The sequence below is a fragment of the Ensifer sp. genome (genome assembly GCF_031989085.1).
Taxonomy (GTDB): Bacteria; Pseudomonadota; Alphaproteobacteria; order Rhizobiales; family Rhizobiaceae; genus Ensifer.
Genome location: NZ_DALZXU010000001.1, coordinates 1,782,849 through 1,799,125 on the forward strand (window position 1 = coordinate 1,782,849; position 16,277 = coordinate 1,799,125).

A 16,277-nucleotide genomic window follows, 5' to 3' on the forward strand; every position below is an offset into this window, starting at 1 on the left:
GAACGCCACGTGAATGCCGGGTTCAGCCTGTATTCGGACAGCCGATGTTTATATGCCGTCATGCGCACCCGAGCCGGAACGATCCGGCGTCGCGCATGGGATGGGGCAACATCGTGCAGATCTATTTCTTCGATTTGTATTGGGGTGATGAGCGTTTTGTCGACGAGGATGGCATCAGCCATTTCGACGAGGGCTCGGCCCTGTATTATGGCCAGAGGATAGCCGACAGGATCGGCCGTGATGCCGACTATGGATCGCTGAAGGTCCACGTTCGTTCTGGCAAGGGCGAACTGCTGGCGGTGATTGCGCCATCGGACGGCCGAGGCCGTGAACAAGACGCCTTGATCGGCAGGGGCAACCCGGGCGTGTTTCGCCGACCTGCTGCCGCTGGTTCCGTCCTGTCCACGGCCTGGTGATCATTCGATCGGCATGGGGCGCCGTGCGCTCGCCCTGCGGCCGGACGAACGCGGGCCGCGTGCAAGCCGGACGGTCCGTATGCCGAAGAACAGCGACAGCACCGAGATCAAGCAACTCATGGCAAACACTGCGAAGAGCGCCTCTTGCATGACTGCGACGCGGGCGCCTTCGTCGAAGCCGCGCAGGTTGGCCGCTACGCCGAAGACCGCTGCGCCGATGGCGTAGCCTGCCGATTGCAGCGTCGGGAGCAGCGCCGACGTCTTGTCACGTTCGGCGATCGGCGACACATCCATCAAAAGCTGGCTGAGCGTGCCCCAGCAAATGCCGAAGCCTGCACCAATGGCGATCTGGCTTGCGAAAACCAGTCGAAACTCGCCGGTCGCAATCGCTACGGTGATGCCGACGAGGCCGAGGAAAAGCAGGAGCGGCCCAGTCGCGATCAGCCGGACGCGCAGGTCGTGCGAGCGCAGGCTTGCGACAAGGATCGCCGTCAGGCTCCAGGACATCGCCATCAAGGCACTGGAAAAGCCGGCCGCCGTCGGGCTGAAATCCCACAGGTGTTGCAGGCCATAGACGAGGAAGACGGAGCCCGAGGCCTGCGCCAGCGGCATCAGGAGCACGATCCATAGGCCGGTGCCGAGCGGGCGGCCAACCGCGAATGCGCCTAATGGCAGGATCGAATGCTGGGAACGGCGATCGAGGTGAACGGTATTGATAAGAATGGCGATCGCCACCACGAGCAGCGCTGCCATGGCAAAGCCGTTCTGAAGCATGTTCGAGACTGAAATCAGCAGGATGCCGACCCCAAACCCCGCGAGACGCAGGAGTGGAATGGACTGAACGATCTGCGCAATGCTCGATTGCCTGGGGACGATGGCAAGAACGAGGGCGACGAAGATGGCGGCTGCCGGAATATTGACGAAGAACGCGGCGCGCCACGACCAGTGTTCGGTCAGAAACCCTGAAATCAACGGGCCGGCAAAGGCTGCACTCGCCCAGACGATCGCCTCGGCGCCGAAGACTTTCGGAACGAGCCGTGGCGGAAAGAGTTCGGGGATGAGTGCATAGCAGATGGCAGCGATGACGCCCTCGCCCAGTCCCTGAAACAATCGGCCGGCCAGGACCTGCGGCATGCTGGTTGCCAGCGTCGCGATCATGGTGCCGAAGACAAACACAATTGCGGCCGCGATCAACGTGTTGCGCGCGCCGAAGCGGGCCTTGAGATTAGCCGCCAGTGCGCCGCCGATGATCGCAAAGACGAGATAGAGCGTGAACGCCCACGAGAGCAGCGCTGCTCCGCCGAATTCCTCCACCGCTGTCGGCAGTGCGGTCGAGATGAAGAACTCGTTGAATGCGAAAAGTGCGACCCCGAGGCAAAGGGTCACGGTCGCCGCCAGATATCTTGGTTGCAACAACTCGCTCCAACGCCCCTCCGTATCAACATTCGGGCTGGGTTTTCCAGCGCTGGGGCCGTCTTTTGTCATGCTCATCCTGTCATTTCCGTCTGTTGGTCGTTTCGGAAACAGGACTGTTACGACCTCAACCGCGGTTGAGGTAAAGCCTCTTTATTGAGAATGTCGCTTTTCCAAGCCCCCCACAGGTTGCGTCGCTGCTCGAAGCGCGCGGTGGATCATGGCGAAAAATCTGGCATTGGCTATTTCATTTCTGCTATAAGAACGGTTCGGATATTTCGGACGGTTCCAGCGCTTGCGCGCCGGAGACCGTTTTCTTTTGCGTTGGCGCCGCCCCCAAGCGGCGCCTCGTGCTTGATGAAGGACATTGAAATGGTCGACAAAGTGCCGATGACACAGGGTGGATTCGTCAACCTGCAGGAGGAGCTGCGCTGGCGCCAGCAGGAAGAGCGACCACGAATCATCGAGGCCATCGCCGAAGCCCGCGCCCATGGTGACCTGTCGGAAAACGCTGAGTACCACGCGGCCAAGGAAGCCCAGAGCCACAACGAGGGTCGCGTCGGCGAACTCGAAGATTTCATCGCCCGTGCGGAAGTCATCGACCTCTCGAAGATGTCCGGCTCCAAGATCAAGTTCGGTGCCAAGGTGAAGCTCGTCGACGAGGACACCGAGGAAGAAAAGACCTACCAGATCGTTGGCGACCAGGAAGCGGACGTGAAGGCGGGACGCATCTCGATCTCTTCGCCGATTGCCCGCGCGCTGATCGGCAAGGAAGTCGGTGATTCCATCGAGGTGAACGCTCCCGGCGGTTCCAAGGCCTACGAGATCCTCGCGATCAACTGGGGCTGATCGCCCCTTGGGGCGACGGTTAGCGCTGCGCCCCAGATCTTCTCTTCCAAGACATTGATTGTCGCATGCCCAAGGAGAGCGCTTCCGTGGCCGATATCCGGGACGTCGAGGTGATCGCGCCCAATTTCAAACGGCGCCTCTCGGGCGTGACGTCGACAATCATCCAGTTGATCCCGATCCAGCGAGCGCTCGGCCAGAAGATCGCCGTGCTAGGTCCGGGGCTGCCCGATACTCTACCGTCGATCCGGTTTTCCGACCTCCTGCGCCTCTGGAAAGCGCCGGATGGCCGGCGCCGGCGCGTCTGGCATGCCCGCCGCAATGTCGAGATGCTGCCGGCGATCATCCTGCGCGACCTATTGCGCATGAAGCTGAAGATCGTCTTCACCTCGGCCTCGCAGCGCCGCCATACCGGCTGGAGCAAGTTCCTCATCGGGCGGATGGATGCGGTGATCGCAACCAGCGGCAAGACCGCCGCCTATCTCGACGTGCCGAACGACGTGATCCTGCACGGCATCGATACCCGGCGGTTCCGGCCGCCGATTGATTCTGGTCAGGCAAAGACGGCGCTGGGCGTCGACCCGGCGCAGAAGTTCGTCGGCTGCTTCGGGCGGGTGCGCCGCCAGAAGGGCACGGATCTCTTCGTCGACAGCATGATTGCGCTGCTGCCCTGCCGTCCGGGCTGGAGCGCGATCGTTGCCGGCCGGGCGACGGGGCCGCATGTGGCGTTTGAAAACGAGCTCAAGGAGCGCGTGGCAAAGGCCGGCCTTTCCGACCGCATCCTGTTCGTCGGCGAACACACCAACATTCCCGACTGGTATCGCGGCCTCGACCTCTTCGTTGCCCCGCAACGCTGGGAAGGCTTTGGCCTGACGCCGCTAGAGGCTATGGCAACCGGCGTCCCGGTGGTGGCGACCGATGTCGGCGCCTTCTCCGAGCTCGTCGTGGGCGGCTCGGCCGAAACCGGCACGATTGTTCCGGTCGACAATCTTCAGGCCATGGTCGAGGCCACGGCTGCCTTCATGGATGACGACCGGCGGCGTGCGGCTGCGGGCGCGAATGGTCTTTCGCGCACGTCCACCTCGTTTGCGATCGAAGGCGAAGCGGCTGCCATCAACGCGGTCTATGAGCGATTGATGCGCTGACTGTGGGCGAGCGCCCAGTCTCTTACTTTTTCGAGGCGAACAGCTTCATGTAGGCGTCGGTGATCGCCTGCTTGGAGAACTGGTTCATCAGCGTCTCATGGCCGCTTTCGGCCAAACGAGCCCCCAATTGCCGATCGTTGGCAATGCGCTCGATGGCGCTGCCGAAACCGTCGGCGTCGCCGATGTCGACCATCAGGCCGTTTTCACCGTCACGCATGAACCATTGCGGACCTTCCGAACGGCTGGAGACGACGGGTGTCCCCTGCGCCCAGGATTCGAGCACGACGTTGCCGAGCGGCTCGTGGCTCGACGCCATGACGAAGATGTCGGCTGCAGCCAGGAACGGGCGCACATCCTTCTGCCAGCCGGCAAAGCGGACCCGATTGGTGACGCCGAGGTCTGCGGCGAGCTTTTCCAGATTTTCGCGCTGTTCTCCGTCACCGATCAGCCAGAGGTGCGCATCCTGTACCTTGGCGATCGCTTCGATGAGGGTGTGGAAGCCCTTGCGCGGAACAAAGCGTCCCATCGACATCACGACCGGCACATCATCGGGCGTGTTGAGCGTCGCCCGGCTGACGGGTGGGACCCGCTCAGTGCCTGTGAAGTTGGAAATCACCTCGACATCGCGCTTCCAGCCGATATTGCGCACATGTTCGGCGATACCCGGCGTGTTGCAGACGAGGCAGTCGGTGTTGCGGAAATAGTCGAGACGCAGCGGATAGTCGCCGAGCCGGGAGATCTTGATGCAACCCTTGTAGTTGGGCATCAGCCGGCTGGCGCGCGGCATCCAGGCAAACAGTGCATCCGGCTTTTCGCGCCGCGCCATGCTGCTGACCTTCATGGGCAGCAGGATGCGGTCGAGCGAAAGGTTGCGGAAATTGCTCTCGACGATCCGCGTCGCGCCCTCGATATCCTTGCGCCAGAGGCGGCCCGGGCGAATGACGGCCGTCTGCTCGACGCCGCGTTCGGCAAGGGAGTTGACGAGATGGACGAAAAAGCGCTCCGCGCCGCCGTCCTTGCCGAAGTGGTAGTGCATGACTTTCATGGGAACCTCACGGCTGCCGACGCTGCCGATCCATGTCGTCATGGTTCGGATGGCGCTTAAGCGCGTGCCTCTGGTAGATCTTGGCGGCGGTCAGGAATGCATAAACGGCACCCGTCATGGCCTCGATGAAGCCGGGAAAGCCGCAGCGCCAAAGCCCGTTGCGGAAATAAAGACGATAGAAATAGAGCGGCGGGCTTGCCAGCATCTTGTAAGGGCGCGGCGGCTTGCCTGCTGCGAACTGCTGGTCTGCCTTCAGCGTCGAATACTTGTTTTCCTTCAGGATCTGCTCGTCGATGACAAGCGGACGGTAGTGAAGCAGGCTGCCCTTGCGCGCGACACCCACCTGGCCATCCGGCACGATACCTTCGTGCACCTTCTGGTTGAGGTCGTAACGTCCCCTGCCCTTGCGGATCAGGCGCAGATTGCGCCGCTCGTGCACCCGTTCCGGCGTGTAGCCATAGCCGATCAGGTAGGGACGGCGCGCAACGCGCCAGCCCACCGTCTCGGGCGTGGCGTCGACAAGCGATGGCAGCAGCGCCTTCAGCGGTTCGTCGAGACGCTCGTCGGAATCGATGTTGAGGCACCAGGGCTGGGTGCACTGATCGAGCGCGAACTGCTTCTGGCCGGCGTAGCCGCGCCAGGGCTCGTGCATGAAACGGATTGGCCAGCCCTTGTCGACGAAGGATTGAACAAGCGCGACAGTCCCGTCCGTCGAGCCGGAATCGACGATGACGATCTCGGCGCACTGCTCGAGGCTCTCGATGCAATTGCCGAGATAAGCCTCTTCATTCTGGCAGATGATGAAGGCGGAAAGGGGTAACTTGCTCATGGATGACGCCACTCAACTCCGGTCGTGTCTGCGTTCTCCAAGGGAGCCTCGCTGCCGTTGCGGATCCTCAATATCAACGGATCCTAGATCTGGACCAGCCCGATATCCTTGACCTGTCGAATGGTCAACATCGTGCGCACCGTATCGACCCGCTCGTTGGCGGTCAAAACCTCGATGACGAAATCCTGGAACGCTGTCAGGTTCTCGGCGACGCAGTGCAGCAGGAAGTCACTTTCGCCAGAAACGGTCCACGCCTGGCGCACGATCTGCCATTCGGCGGTGGCTGCCGCGAATGCCTTCAGGTCCGCTTCCGACTGCCGCTTGAGCCCGACCATGCAGAACGCCACGAGATCGAAGCCGAGCGCCGGCGCGTTCAAGAGCGCGTGGTATCCCTTGATGACGCCGGTCTCCTCGAGCTTGCGCACCCGACGCAGACAGGGCGGAGCCGAGATGCCGACGCGCTGGGCGAGGTCCACATTGGTCATCCTGCCGTCACGCTGGAGCTCGCGAAGGATCTTGAGATCGATTGCGTCGAGCTCGACTTGTTTCGTCATGAAGGTTGGTCCTTTTTACAAAGCGACTTTGGCGCGTGGGCAAAGCCTGGCAGGAGTATCTTTGTCTGGATTGCCGGGACGTTGTGGTCGCCGGGGATTGTATCGGATCAGCAATGGTGTCGTTGGGCCGCGGGCCGTCGGTTCAACCGCAACGGGTCGATCGACGTTGCGCTCAAGGTGCGGTGCGAGCCTTGCAGTAGCGCCACGCAATCCATGGCGACGACGAGGCAATTCCCGCGCGGCGACGTGCCCCACGCAGCGGGTTCGCGGTCGAGCCAAACGCGGCTTGCATTCAACCCCATATGCCTCTCCAGCAAAATGAATCCGCGTGAAATATCGCCAAACCGCACGGACAACAAGCATCTGCGCTGACTATTCGCGGGAAAACCGGCATTCGCCGGCCGTCTTGCCGGGTTAAATCGTTTCGTTGCGCAAAGACCGTGAGCAAACGGCCCCGGCTGGCGGTCTTCGCGCTCGTCGTTATCCCCGACCCGGCAGACGCCATTGGCGGTCGCAGGCAACATCGGTCGGCCACGATATTGGGCACGGAGGCGATACCCGGCGGTGCGTTCACGGGTTCGTGACGCCGACGGACACGGCCCAGGCGGTGCAAAAATGCCCGATCTGGTGTCAAATCGGCCGCAAGGGATCAAGCACTTGTGTGTATCACTGCCGCCGCCCTTGAAAGTCACCGGTGGGAATACCTAAAGTATGGACCTATTTGCCTAGGATGTAACGGAACCGGTCGGGCCTCGGCTGCCCGGTGAGCGAAGGACAAGATCATGACTGCCCGCCACGTAAAAGTGCTGATCATCGGCTCCGGCCCCGCTGGCTACACAGCCGCCATCTACACGGCGCGTGCGATGCTGGAACCGGTTCTGATCGCCGGCATGGAACAGGGCGGTCAATTGATGATCACCACTGACGTGGAGAACTATCCCGGTTATGCCGATCCGGTCCAGGGTCCATGGATGATGGAACAGATGTTGAAGCAGGCGACGCATGTCGGCGCCGAGATCGTCAACGATCTGGTGACGGACGTGGATCTTTCCGTTCGGCCCTTCCGCGTCAAGACCGACAGCGGCAACGACTGGACGGCTGACGCGCTCATCATCGCCACCGGCGCCAAGGCGAAGTGGCTCGGCATCGAGACAGAGCCGACCTTCATGGGCTTCGGCGTTTCGGCCTGTGCCACCTGTGACGGGTTCTTCTATCGCAACAAGGACGTGATCGTCGTCGGCGGCGGCAATTCGGCCGTTGAAGAGGCGCTCTACCTCTCGAACCTCGCCAAGACCGTGACCGTCGTTCACCGCCGCGATTCGTTCCGCGCCGAGAAGATCCTGCAGGAGCGCCTGTTCGCCAAGCCGAACGTCAAGATCGTCTGGGATCACGAAGTCGTCGAGTATCTCGGCGCTGCCCCCAAGCCGCCGATGCCGGCCTCGGTCAATGGCGTCAAGCTGCGCAACGTCAAGACGGGCGAATTGTCCGACGTCGCAATCGACGGCGTCTTCGTGGCGATCGGTCACGCACCGGCGGTCGAATTGTTCAAGGGCAAGCTTCGGCAAAAGTCGAACGGCTATCTGTGGACGGCGGCCGATTCGACGGCGACCGACGTACCGGGCGTTTTTGCCGCAGGCGACGTCACCGACGATATCTATCGCCAGGCGGTAACCGCTGCCGGCATGGGCTGCATGGCAGCCCTCGAGGCCGAGAAATACCTGGCGGGTCATATGCCCGTCGCAATTGCAGCCGAATAGAAGCTGCGAATCGGGAGGCTCCCCGCAAGGCGCCTTCCCGTGTGGGAACAGATGCATCAGCCGCACCCGGAGGACATGATCCCGTCCCCCGGGGTGGATTCATATGGGGGACTTCATGTCGCTGGATTGGGACAAACTGCGCATTTTTCACGCGGCGGCCGAGGCTGGGTCGTTTACGCATGCGGCAGACAAGCTCCACCTCTCGCAATCGGCGATCAGCCGCCAGGTGAGTTCGCTCGAACAGGATGTCGGCATCAAGCTGTTTCACCGCCATGCGCGTGGCCTGATCCTGACCGAGCAGGGCGAAATCCTCTACCGGACGGCGCATGAAGTCCTGATGAAGCTCGAGAGCGTCAAGGTTCAGCTGAGCGAGACGACGGACAAGCCGAGCGGCAAGCTGCGCATCACCACGACCGTGGGCCTCGGCCAGGGCTGGTTGACCGACAAGATCCAGGAATTCATGTCGCTGCACCCGGATGTCCAGGTCCAGCTGATCCTCGACAACGAGGAGCTCGACGTGAACATGCGCCATGCCGACTGTGCCATTCGCCTGCGCCAGCCGCAGCAATCCGACCTGATCCAGCGCAAGCTGTTCACGGTGCACATGCACGTCTATGCGGCGCCCTCCTATATCAACAAGCATGGCGAACCGCAGTCGCTGGATGATCTCGACAATCATCGCATCATCACGTTCGGCGAGCCTGCGCCCAACTACCTGCTCGACGTCAACTGGCTGGAAATCGCCGGCCGCGATTCCGACAATCCGCGCACGTCGCACCTGCAGATCAACAGCCAGACCTCGATCAAGCGCGCCTGCCTGCTCGGTATAGGTATCGCGATGCTGCCCGACTACATCGTCGGCCGCGACCCTGGACTGATACAGCTTCCGATAGCGGCCGACATTCCGTCTTTCGACACCTACTTCTGCTATCCCGACGAGATGAAGAACGCCGCCAAGCTCAAGGTCTTCCGCGACTATATCGTTGCCAAGGCCCGGAACTGGAGCTTCTGATGCCGAAACGACCGGTGCTCATTCAGTGGGCATTTTCGAAGTAGGTCGGCAACGTCCTGTTTTGTAAGAGAAATATCAATGATGCGGCGCACAATGTGCGCCGCATTTTCTTTGTGCGACGCAAAATTAGGCAGGGATGCGCGCATGTCATGGCTGACATGCATATTAAATGATTGTTGCCCGCCCAAAAAAGCAGCATACCACACTCAGCTGATGCATCTTTGGTGGCTTCTCCTCCCAGTGCCACCGCAGCAGCTGTTCCCCTCTGGAGGTTTAATTACCTTCACAACTATAAGGGCCCAAGTCATCTTGTGGCCCTCTTTTTTTGTCTACTATCTGGACACGGGCGAACCGTGACGAAATTCACAGCCGGCTATTGAAAACCGGTTCTTCGCTTACCATATCAAAATGCAGCTGATGCATTCTTGGTGGCTTTCTCCTCCCCCGCCACCGCAGCAGCTGTTCCCCTCTGGAGGTTCTAATTACCTTCACAACTACAAGGGCCCAAGTTTTCTTGCGGCCCTCTTTTTTTGCCTTTTCCCCGCTCACGGTCTTGTGATTTGTATATCTGGTATCGGCGATACATCTATCGATAAAACACGATATGGCGATAAACGATGGACAGAGACGAAATCTTGAAGGCCTTGGCCCACCCGGCACGCGTGAACATTCTTGCCTGGCTGAAGGAGCCCGAAGCGCATTTCCCCACACAGGAACATCCGTTTGAAATGGGGGTCTGTGCCGGGCAGTTCGAGCGCTGCGGCCTGTCGCAATCAACCGTCTCCTCGCATCTCGCCATCCTTCAGCGCGCCGGCCTGGTGACGACAAAGCGCCTCGGCCAGTGGGTCTTCTACAAGCGCAATGAAGACACGATTGCTGCCTTCCTCAAGGATATCGGCAGCCTGTGATCATCCCCTCCCCAAGACGAAACTGAAACCGAAAGGACCTGCAATGGCTACCCTCTTCGACCCCATCACCATCGGCGACATTACCCTGAAGAATCGTATCGTGATGGCGCCGCTGACACGCAACCGTTCGCCGAAAGCCGTGCCGAACACGCTCAATGCCACCTATTACGAACAGCGCGCGTCGGCGGGTCTGCTGATCACCGAAGCGACGGCAATCACCCAGCAGGGCCAGGGGTATGCCGACGTGCCCGGTCTCTACACGCCGGAAGCGCTTGATGGCTGGCGTCGGGTGACCGATGCAGTCCACGCCCGTGGTGGCCGGATCGTCGTGCAGATGTGGCATGTCGGCCGCATCTCGCATGACACGCTGCAGCCGGATGGCGGCAAGCCGGTGGCACCTTCGGCGATCCGCGCGAAATCCAAGACCTTTCTCATCAATCCGGATGGCACGGGCGCCTTTGCCGAAACCTCCGAGCCGCGCGCGCTCGAGATTTCCGAGCTCGACGGCATTGTCGAAGATTACCGCAAGGCAGCGCGCGCCGCGATCGATGCCGGTTTCGACGGCGTCGAAATCCACGCCGCCAACGGCTATCTGATCGATCAGTTCTTGCGGTCCGGCTCGAATGCGCGCACCGACGCCTATGGCGGCTCGATCGAGAACCGCGCCCGATTCCTGTTCCAGGTGGTCGATGCCATCACCTCGGAAATCGGAGCAGGCCGTGTCGGCATTCGCCTCTCGCCGGTAACGCCTGCCAACGACGCTTTCGATCCGGAACCACAACCGCTTTTCGGCTACGTCGTTAAGCACCTCGCGCGCTATCCCCTCGCCTACATCCACATCATCGAGGGAGCGACCGGCGGTCCGCGCGACCACCAGCAGGGCGAACGTCCGTTCGATTACGATGCGTTGCGCGCAGTCTATGTCGCAGCCGGCGGTAAGGCCGCGTGGATGACAAACAACGGCTATGATCGCGACCTTGCGGTCGAGACAGTCGCCAGCGGCGAGGCCGACCTGGTTGCCTTTGGCAAGCCCTTCATCTCCAATCCTGATCTCGTCGAGCGGCTGAAAGAGAACGCGCCGTTGAATGCACCCGATCAGGCGACGTTCTACGGCGGCGGCGCCAAGGGATATACCGACTACCCGTCCCTTGAACAGGTCGCCTGACGCTCCCACATGGCTTCATGCCCCGTCACCCGGCGGGGCATGTTTCCCGGGAAGCCTCTCCGTTCATGTCATCATCCTACTTTGATAAATGGTCATTGCTGCCCGATGGCGCGCTGATCACCACGCCCTCCAGCCATCTTTACCCGGTTCGCTATCGTGACCGGCCGGCAATGCTGAAGATCGCTCACGACCCGGAGGAGAAGTTCGGTCGTCTGCCGCTCGTCTACTGGAACGGTCACGGTGCTGCATGCGTCTATGAATCGGACGCCGACGCCGTTCTGATGGAGCGGACGGACAGCCAGAAGAACCTGTTCCACATGGCGATGACGGGAAGCGACCTAGACGCAACCCGCATCATCTGCCGCACCGTCGCCAGGCTTCACGCCCCGCGCCCGGTCGCCTTTCCGTCGGATCTCGTGCCTCTCGACAAATGGTTTTCCTCGCTTGAGGCCGCCGCGCCCGTTCACGGTGGTTTGTTTGCGCGCGCGCTCGAAACGGCGAAAACCCTGTTTGCCGATCCCGGGCCGCCGGTCGTGCTGCATGGTGACGTTCATCACGCCAACATCCTCGATTTTGGCGACCGCGGCTGGCTGGCGATTGATCCGAAGCGCGTCCTTGGCGACCGCGGCTACGACTATGCCAACCTGTTTTGCAATCCGGAACTGCCGCTCGTAACCGCGCCTGGACGGCTGCAACGGCACCTGCCCGTCGTTGCCGAGGAGACGGGGTTGGCACCCCGCCGGCTCCTTCAGTGGATTTTGGCCTATGCCGGGCTTTCCGCCGCCTGGTTCATGGAGGACGGTGACGATCACGGCGTCGAAAGCGATCTCACGATGGCTCGCATCGCCATCGCCGAGCTTGACCGTTAAGGACCTGTGCGCCCTGAGGAACGGGGCAATGCACAACCAATGTAGTGCCGAAACCCTTCGTCCGCCTTCAGTGTCGACCTCTAGGCAGATCCTCTAGGTCGCACCGGTTTTCACAAGGATGACTGCGTAGATGCATGGCGCGCTGCCGGTGTTGCGAAAGACGCAATCCTGCGGCGAACCGAGTTCCAGGCAGTCCCCTTCGCCCAGCACATGCGTCTCGTTGCCCTCCACGAAGGTCAGGATTCCGTGTTTCACCCACACCCACCGCCGATGAAAGGCATAGGCTGCGGCCGGGATCGGCACGTCGCTGCCCGGCGGTAGTTCGACCTCAACGAGGTCGAGTGGCTGATCCGACAGCGGCGAGACATGGCGGCGAAGGTAACCGCTCTGCGGGTCGCGCCACACGGGCTGGTCCTGTCGTCGCGACAGCCGACCCTGGCTCATCTCGGCCCGGGCGATCAGGCTCGACATCGTCAGCCCGAACGCGCCCGCAAGCCGCGCCAGCAGCGCGGCCGTCGGGCTGCTGTCTCCCCGTTCGATCTTGTGGATCATCGTGCGGGAGACGCCGGAGTGTGTGGCAAGTTCGCTCAGCGACCACCCACGAACCTCCCTTTCAAGCCGAATACGATCGCTGATCCGTTGTTCGAGGCTGTACACTTTATTGTCCATCGCGTAGTCATATCGTGGACGAATATGCGAGGCAACATGCTGATCAAGCAAGCAACGGAAGATGACCTGCCGGTCATCCGCGACATCTACAACGACGCGGTCGCCAACACGACCGCAATCTGGAACGAGACCATCGTCGATCTCGCCAATCGATCCGCCTGGCTCAAGACGAGACGCGGTGCCGGATACCCGGTGTTGACGGCCGTGTCTGACACCGGCGATGTCGTCGGCTATGCCTCCTTCGGCGACTGGCGGGCGTTTGACGGCTATCGGCACACGGTAGAGCACTCCGTTTATGTCCACCGCGACAGCCGCGGCGGCGGTGTCGGCCGCAATCTCATGGTCGCCCTGATCGCCGAAGCCGAGCGTCTCGGCAAGCATGTGATGGTGGCAGGCATTGAGTCGGAAAATGCGGCTTCGATCCGGCTCCACCAGCAGCTCGGTTTCATCGAAACAGGTCGCATGCGTGAAGTCGGGACGAAGTTTGGCCGCTGGCTCGACCTGACCTTCATGCAACTGGTGCTGACCACGGGTTCGCCTTCCTGACAGATCTGTTTTTCCACCGCTTGCAAGATGCTATGTAGGAAGCGGGTCTGTTTGATGAGACAACGGGCGACACGGCATGAGGAACGGCACGTCAAAAGGTCCTGCGTTTGCTGCCAGAGTTCTCCTCGCGCTGCTGATAGCCGCGAATGTGGGGAACCAGGATGTTGCACATGCGCGTATCGATGACGTGCCGGTGCGTGCCAGATGCATCTACATCGGCCAGTCGGCGACCGATCCTGCCAAATCGCTCTGCGTTACGAAGGAAAGCTTCGAGCGAGACGTTTGCAGCGTCATCGATCATTACGCTGCCGCCAACGACCTGCCCCCGGCCTTCTTCGCACGCCTGATCTGGCGCGAGAGCCTGTTCCGGCCGAATGCGGTCAGTCCCAAGGGCGCGGAGGGCATCGCGCAGTTCATGCCGGGTACGGCGAAAATGCGCGGCCTTTCAAACAGCTTCGACGTCGTTGCCGCCTTGGGGAAATCGGCCGAATATCTCGGTGAGCTGAAGGCCCGCTACGGCAATGTCGGTTTCGCGGCGGCCGCCTACAATGCTGGCGAGAACGGTCTCGAGCGTTTCCTCGAAGTCGATTGGCTGCCCTCCGAGACCCGAAACTATGTGCTGGCGATCACCGCCTATAGCGTCGAGGACTGGCGCGACAATCCCCCCAAGGTGCTCGATCTGACGCTCGACAAAAGCAAGAATTTTCTCGACGGCTGCGTCGCGCTCGCGAGCACACGGCAACTGCGCGAGATCGACGTGATCGACGAAGCCGAATGGGCGCCCTGGGGCGTGCAACTCGCGGCCCACTTCCAGAAGTCCGTTGCGCAGCGGCTGTTCGTCAACGCGGTCAAGCGGTTGCCGGACCCGATCCGCAGCGAGAAGGCGCTGCTCTTGCGGGAGCGCAACGCCAGCTTCGGTCGCCGCATTCGCTATGCCGCCCGCATCGGTCGCGACAGCCAGGCGGAGGCCAATGCGCTTTGCGCCACCATCCGGAAAAATGGTGGCGCCTGCCTGGTGTTCAGGAACTGACGGCCATGTTTGCCGGCGGCAAGCCCTCGGCTGTTGCGATGCGGCCGGCGGTGGCGGACGCGCAGCCAAGCGCCTTGAGCGTCGCTGCCACCGCCTCGTCGATCGGCGTATGAGGCTCCTCGCCGAGCGTCGCCAACAGCCTTTCGTTCGGCATCTCGAGTGGCTGGCGCCAAAGATAGCGCATCTTGCGCAGTTCGCGGAAAAGCGGAACGAAGGGGGAGGCAAGCGTCATCAGCCACCACGGGAAGGCGTGTACCGGAAGTCGGTCGCCGCCCGCGGCGCGCCGGATCGCCGCAATCATCTTCGTGCCGTCATCGTCGACAAAACCGCGCATGTGGTAGACGGCAAACGCCGGCAGCTCTGCCGCGCGCTCGACCAGCCGGATCATCGTCTCGGCCACGTCAGGCAGATATGCCCATTGGTGGGCGACACCCTTCTTTCCGGGGTAGCTGATCGCGGCCAATGGCTTGCCCGGCTTGACCAGCCCTTGCGAGAACCAGTTGTTGGCGGCGTCGGGACCGAAGAAATCCCCTGCCCGCAGGATGATCACGCCAACGCCGGTTTCTGAAGCGGCCTTCAACCGCAGTTCCATCTCCTTGCGGATCGTGCCCTTGTCTGTGTGCGGGTTCTGCGGGCTCTCTTCGGTCAAAACCGGAAAGGCATCGGGACCGAAATTGTAGATCGTGCCCGGCAGGAGGATGCGTGCGCCCTCTGCCTTGGCCGCGGCAATGGTGTTGTCGAGCATCGGCAGGACCAGTTTACCCCAGTTGCGATAGCCCGGCGGATTGACAGCATGCACGATCAGCTCGACGCCTTCGGCCGCTGCACGAACGTCCAGTCGCCGCATGGCGTCGCCCTCGATCCACTCGAACCGCGGTGCGCTCGCGGCCGCCCGGGCGAAATTGCGGTTGAGTGCGCGCACCTTCCATCCCCGTTGGCTGAGGCCGCGCGCAACGGCGCCGCCGATGCCGCCGGTTGCGCCGAGCACGAGAACTGTTCGTGGTTTCTGTGATCTGTCGGTCATCAAACGTCTCCATCGCTTCTGATGGTGACACTGTCCCCGGTATTCCAAGATAAACGGAATTGTCGATTTATCTTTCGCTGCTATACTTTTCCGTATGACAAAGATCGAGCCAAGCTGGGACTATTACCGGACGTTCCTGATGGTGCTGAGGCAAGGATCGCTGTCGGCGGCCGCGCGAGAACTCGGCCTCACGCAGCCGACGGTCGGGCGCCATGTCGACGCGCTGGAGGAGATGCTTGGCTTTGCGCTCTTCACGCGCTCGCCGCAAGGGCTTCTGCCGACCGATGCGGCGCGCGCGCTCGAGCCCTATGCCGAAACACTGGCAGCGACGTCGGCCGCGCTGCTTCGCGCCGCCTCCGGCAGGCAAGGCGCCGTCAGCGGCACGGTGCGCATCAGCGCCAGCGAGGTGATCGGCATCGAGGTGTTGCCGTCGATCCTGGCCGAGCTGCATGAGCGCTATCCGGACTTGACGATCGAGCTGTCGGCTTCCGATGCGATCGAGGATATCCTTCGGCAGGAGGCGGACATTGCAGTGCGCATGGCGGTGCCCGGCCAGGATGCGCTCGTGGCGTTGCATATCGGAGCCGTCCCGCTCGGCTTCCATGCCCACCGCCGCTATCTGGAGCGCCGCGGCACGCCGCAGACCCTTGCCGATCTCAGCAATCACAGTCTGATCGGCTATGACCGCGAAACGGCGGCGATCCGCGCCATCATGGCGCGCACACCCGGACTACCCGAAGTGCGCTTCGCGTTGAAAGCCGACAGCAACCTCGCACAGCTTGCCGCCATTCGCGCCGGTTTCGGCATCGGTATCTGCCAGGACGCACTTGCCGCGCGCGATCCCGACATTCTGCCCGTGTTGGCGGACAGTTTCACGATGAAGCTCGAGACCTGGCTCGTGATGCATGAAAACCTGAAGAACGCCCCCCGTTGCCGTGTCGTCTTCGATGCGCTGGCAAAGGGATTGAAGGTCTATCTGCGCTCGCAGGAGGTGCCCTCCACCCAATAAGAAAAGCCCGCCGATTGGCGGGCTTTTCTGTTGATTGAAG

General features: G+C 61.7%; 17 protein-coding genes. 11 read left to right on the forward strand and 6 right to left on the reverse strand.

What is annotated here, in order from left to right; translation table 11 throughout:
- Positions 1–95 precede the first annotated feature (95 nt).
- On the forward strand, positions 96–416 hold the full coding sequence (locus RTP54_RS08730) for a hypothetical protein (RefSeq protein WP_312362000.1): 321 nt from the start codon (positions 96–98) through the stop codon (positions 414–416).
- On the opposite strand, the gene RTP54_RS08735 is transcribed toward RTP54_RS08730, so the two are convergent.
- The gene (locus RTP54_RS08735; RefSeq protein WP_409517094.1) at positions 417–1,907 is read right to left on the reverse strand and encodes an MFS transporter; all 1,491 of its coding nucleotides are present in this window, start codon (positions 1,905–1,907) and stop codon (positions 417–419) included.
- A 294-nt stretch (positions 1,908–2,201) separates the two neighbouring features.
- On the opposite strand from RTP54_RS08735, the gene greA reads away from it, so the two are divergent.
- Both greA and RTP54_RS08745 read left to right on the forward strand, forming a co-directional pair.
- Positions 2,202–2,678, forward strand: a complete 477-nt coding sequence (gene greA, locus RTP54_RS08740) for a transcription elongation factor GreA (protein ID WP_112805067.1) — start codon at positions 2,202–2,204, stop codon at positions 2,676–2,678.
- 86 nt (positions 2,679–2,764) lie between these two features.
- Complete coding sequence (locus RTP54_RS08745) at positions 2,765–3,820, forward strand: glycosyltransferase family 4 protein (protein ID WP_312362001.1); 1,056 nt, start codon at positions 2,765–2,767, stop codon at positions 3,818–3,820.
- A gap of 22 nt (positions 3,821–3,842) precedes the next feature.
- On the opposite strand, the gene RTP54_RS08750 is transcribed toward RTP54_RS08745, so the two are convergent.
- The 3 genes from RTP54_RS08750 to RTP54_RS08760 form a co-directional block, all read right to left on the reverse strand.
- Positions 3,843–4,865 carry a glycosyltransferase gene (locus RTP54_RS08750; RefSeq protein ID WP_312362002.1) on the reverse strand — a complete coding sequence of 341 codons (1,023 nt, stop codon included), beginning with the start codon at positions 4,863–4,865 and terminating at the stop codon, positions 3,843–3,845.
- Between the two features lie 7 nt (positions 4,866–4,872).
- Complete coding sequence (locus RTP54_RS08755; RefSeq protein ID WP_112805063.1) at positions 4,873–5,694, reverse strand: glycosyltransferase family 2 protein; 822 nt, start codon at positions 5,692–5,694, stop codon at positions 4,873–4,875.
- 83 nt (positions 5,695–5,777) lie between these two features.
- The gene (locus RTP54_RS08760) at positions 5,778–6,248 is read right to left on the reverse strand and encodes an Lrp/AsnC family transcriptional regulator (protein ID WP_053247447.1); all 471 of its coding nucleotides are present in this window, start codon (positions 6,246–6,248) and stop codon (positions 5,778–5,780) included.
- Between the two features lie 782 nt (positions 6,249–7,030).
- Between RTP54_RS08760 and trxB the strand changes: the two genes are divergently transcribed.
- The 5 genes from trxB (at position 7,031) to RTP54_RS08785 (ending at position 11,959) form a co-directional block, all read left to right on the forward strand.
- Complete coding sequence (trxB, locus tag RTP54_RS08765; protein ID WP_112805061.1) at positions 7,031–8,005, forward strand: thioredoxin-disulfide reductase; 975 nt, start codon at positions 7,031–7,033, stop codon at positions 8,003–8,005.
- Between the two features lie 115 nt (positions 8,006–8,120).
- Positions 8,121–9,017 carry a LysR family transcriptional regulator VtlR gene (locus RTP54_RS08770; protein ID WP_077503906.1) on the forward strand — a complete coding sequence of 299 codons (897 nt, stop codon included), beginning with the start codon at positions 8,121–8,123 and terminating at the stop codon, positions 9,015–9,017.
- Between the two features lie 617 nt (positions 9,018–9,634).
- The gene (locus RTP54_RS08775; protein WP_112815483.1) at positions 9,635–9,925 is read left to right on the forward strand and encodes an ArsR/SmtB family transcription factor; all 291 of its coding nucleotides are present in this window, start codon (positions 9,635–9,637) and stop codon (positions 9,923–9,925) included.
- 43 nt (positions 9,926–9,968) lie between these two features.
- Complete coding sequence (locus tag RTP54_RS08780) at positions 9,969–11,090, forward strand: alkene reductase (protein ID WP_112805057.1); 1,122 nt, start codon at positions 9,969–9,971, stop codon at positions 11,088–11,090.
- Positions 11,091–11,155: 65 nt separating this feature from the next.
- A complete protein-coding gene (locus RTP54_RS08785; protein ID WP_312362003.1) occupies positions 11,156–11,959 on the forward strand; it encodes an aminoglycoside phosphotransferase family protein in 804 nt (267 codons plus the stop codon).
- A 93-nt stretch (positions 11,960–12,052) separates the two neighbouring features.
- On the opposite strand, the gene RTP54_RS08790 is transcribed toward RTP54_RS08785, so the two are convergent.
- A complete protein-coding gene (locus RTP54_RS08790; RefSeq protein WP_112815486.1) occupies positions 12,053–12,628 on the reverse strand; it encodes a helix-turn-helix domain-containing protein in 576 nt (191 codons plus the stop codon).
- Between the two features lie 36 nt (positions 12,629–12,664).
- On the opposite strand from RTP54_RS08790, the gene RTP54_RS08795 reads away from it, so the two are divergent.
- Positions 12,665–13,174 (forward strand): N-acetyltransferase family protein, encoded by a 510-nt coding sequence (locus tag RTP54_RS08795; protein WP_312362004.1) that lies wholly within the window; start codon positions 12,665–12,667, stop codon positions 13,172–13,174.
- A 76-nt stretch (positions 13,175–13,250) separates the two neighbouring features.
- A complete protein-coding gene (locus RTP54_RS08800) occupies positions 13,251–14,204 on the forward strand; it encodes a lytic transglycosylase domain-containing protein (protein WP_312362005.1) in 954 nt (317 codons plus the stop codon).
- On the opposite strand, the gene RTP54_RS08805 is transcribed toward RTP54_RS08800, so the two are convergent.
- Positions 14,194–15,228: an NAD(P)H-binding protein gene (locus RTP54_RS08805; protein ID WP_312362006.1), complete on the reverse strand. Its 1,035-nt coding sequence runs from the start codon at positions 15,226–15,228 to the stop codon at positions 14,194–14,196. The genes RTP54_RS08800 and RTP54_RS08805 overlap by 11 nt on opposite strands.
- A 94-nt stretch (positions 15,229–15,322) precedes the next feature.
- Here RTP54_RS08805 and RTP54_RS08810 point away from each other — a divergent pair, with 94 nt between their 5' ends.
- Entirely contained in the window at positions 15,323–16,237 is a 915-nt protein-coding gene (locus tag RTP54_RS08810) for a LysR family transcriptional regulator (protein WP_312362007.1), read from the forward strand.
- Positions 16,238–16,277: the final 40 nt, after the last annotated feature.

Coding starts and splice junctions, on each gene's coding strand:
- RTP54_RS08730 (WP_312362000.1), top strand. CDS start 96: ATGGGATGGGGCAACATCGTGCAGATCTATTTCTTCGATTTGTATTGG.
- RTP54_RS08735 (WP_409517094.1), bottom strand. CDS start 1,907: ATGAGCATGACAAAAGACGGCCCCAGCGCTGGAAAACCCAGCCCGAAT.
- greA (WP_112805067.1), top strand. CDS start 2,202: ATGGTCGACAAAGTGCCGATGACACAGGGTGGATTCGTCAACCTGCAG.
- RTP54_RS08750 (WP_312362002.1), bottom strand. CDS start 4,865: ATGAAAGTCATGCACTACCACTTCGGCAAGGACGGCGGCGCGGAGCGC.
- RTP54_RS08755 (WP_112805063.1), bottom strand. CDS start 5,694: ATGAGCAAGTTACCCCTTTCCGCCTTCATCATCTGCCAGAATGAAGAG.
- RTP54_RS08760 (WP_053247447.1), bottom strand. CDS start 6,248: ATGACGAAACAAGTCGAGCTCGACGCAATCGATCTCAAGATCCTTCGC.
- trxB (WP_112805061.1), top strand. CDS start 7,031: ATGACTGCCCGCCACGTAAAAGTGCTGATCATCGGCTCCGGCCCCGCT.
- RTP54_RS08770 (WP_077503906.1), top strand. CDS start 8,121: ATGTCGCTGGATTGGGACAAACTGCGCATTTTTCACGCGGCGGCCGAG.
- RTP54_RS08775 (WP_112815483.1), top strand. CDS start 9,635: ATGGACAGAGACGAAATCTTGAAGGCCTTGGCCCACCCGGCACGCGTG.
- RTP54_RS08780 (WP_112805057.1), top strand. CDS start 9,969: ATGGCTACCCTCTTCGACCCCATCACCATCGGCGACATTACCCTGAAG.
- RTP54_RS08785 (WP_312362003.1), top strand. CDS start 11,156: ATGTCATCATCCTACTTTGATAAATGGTCATTGCTGCCCGATGGCGCG.
- RTP54_RS08790 (WP_112815486.1), bottom strand. CDS start 12,628: ATGGACAATAAAGTGTACAGCCTCGAACAACGGATCAGCGATCGTATT.
- RTP54_RS08795 (WP_312362004.1), top strand. CDS start 12,665: ATGCTGATCAAGCAAGCAACGGAAGATGACCTGCCGGTCATCCGCGAC.
- RTP54_RS08800 (WP_312362005.1), top strand. CDS start 13,251: ATGAGGAACGGCACGTCAAAAGGTCCTGCGTTTGCTGCCAGAGTTCTC.
- RTP54_RS08805 (WP_312362006.1), bottom strand. CDS start 15,228: ATGACCGACAGATCACAGAAACCACGAACAGTTCTCGTGCTCGGCGCA.
- RTP54_RS08810 (WP_312362007.1), top strand. CDS start 15,323: ATGACAAAGATCGAGCCAAGCTGGGACTATTACCGGACGTTCCTGATG.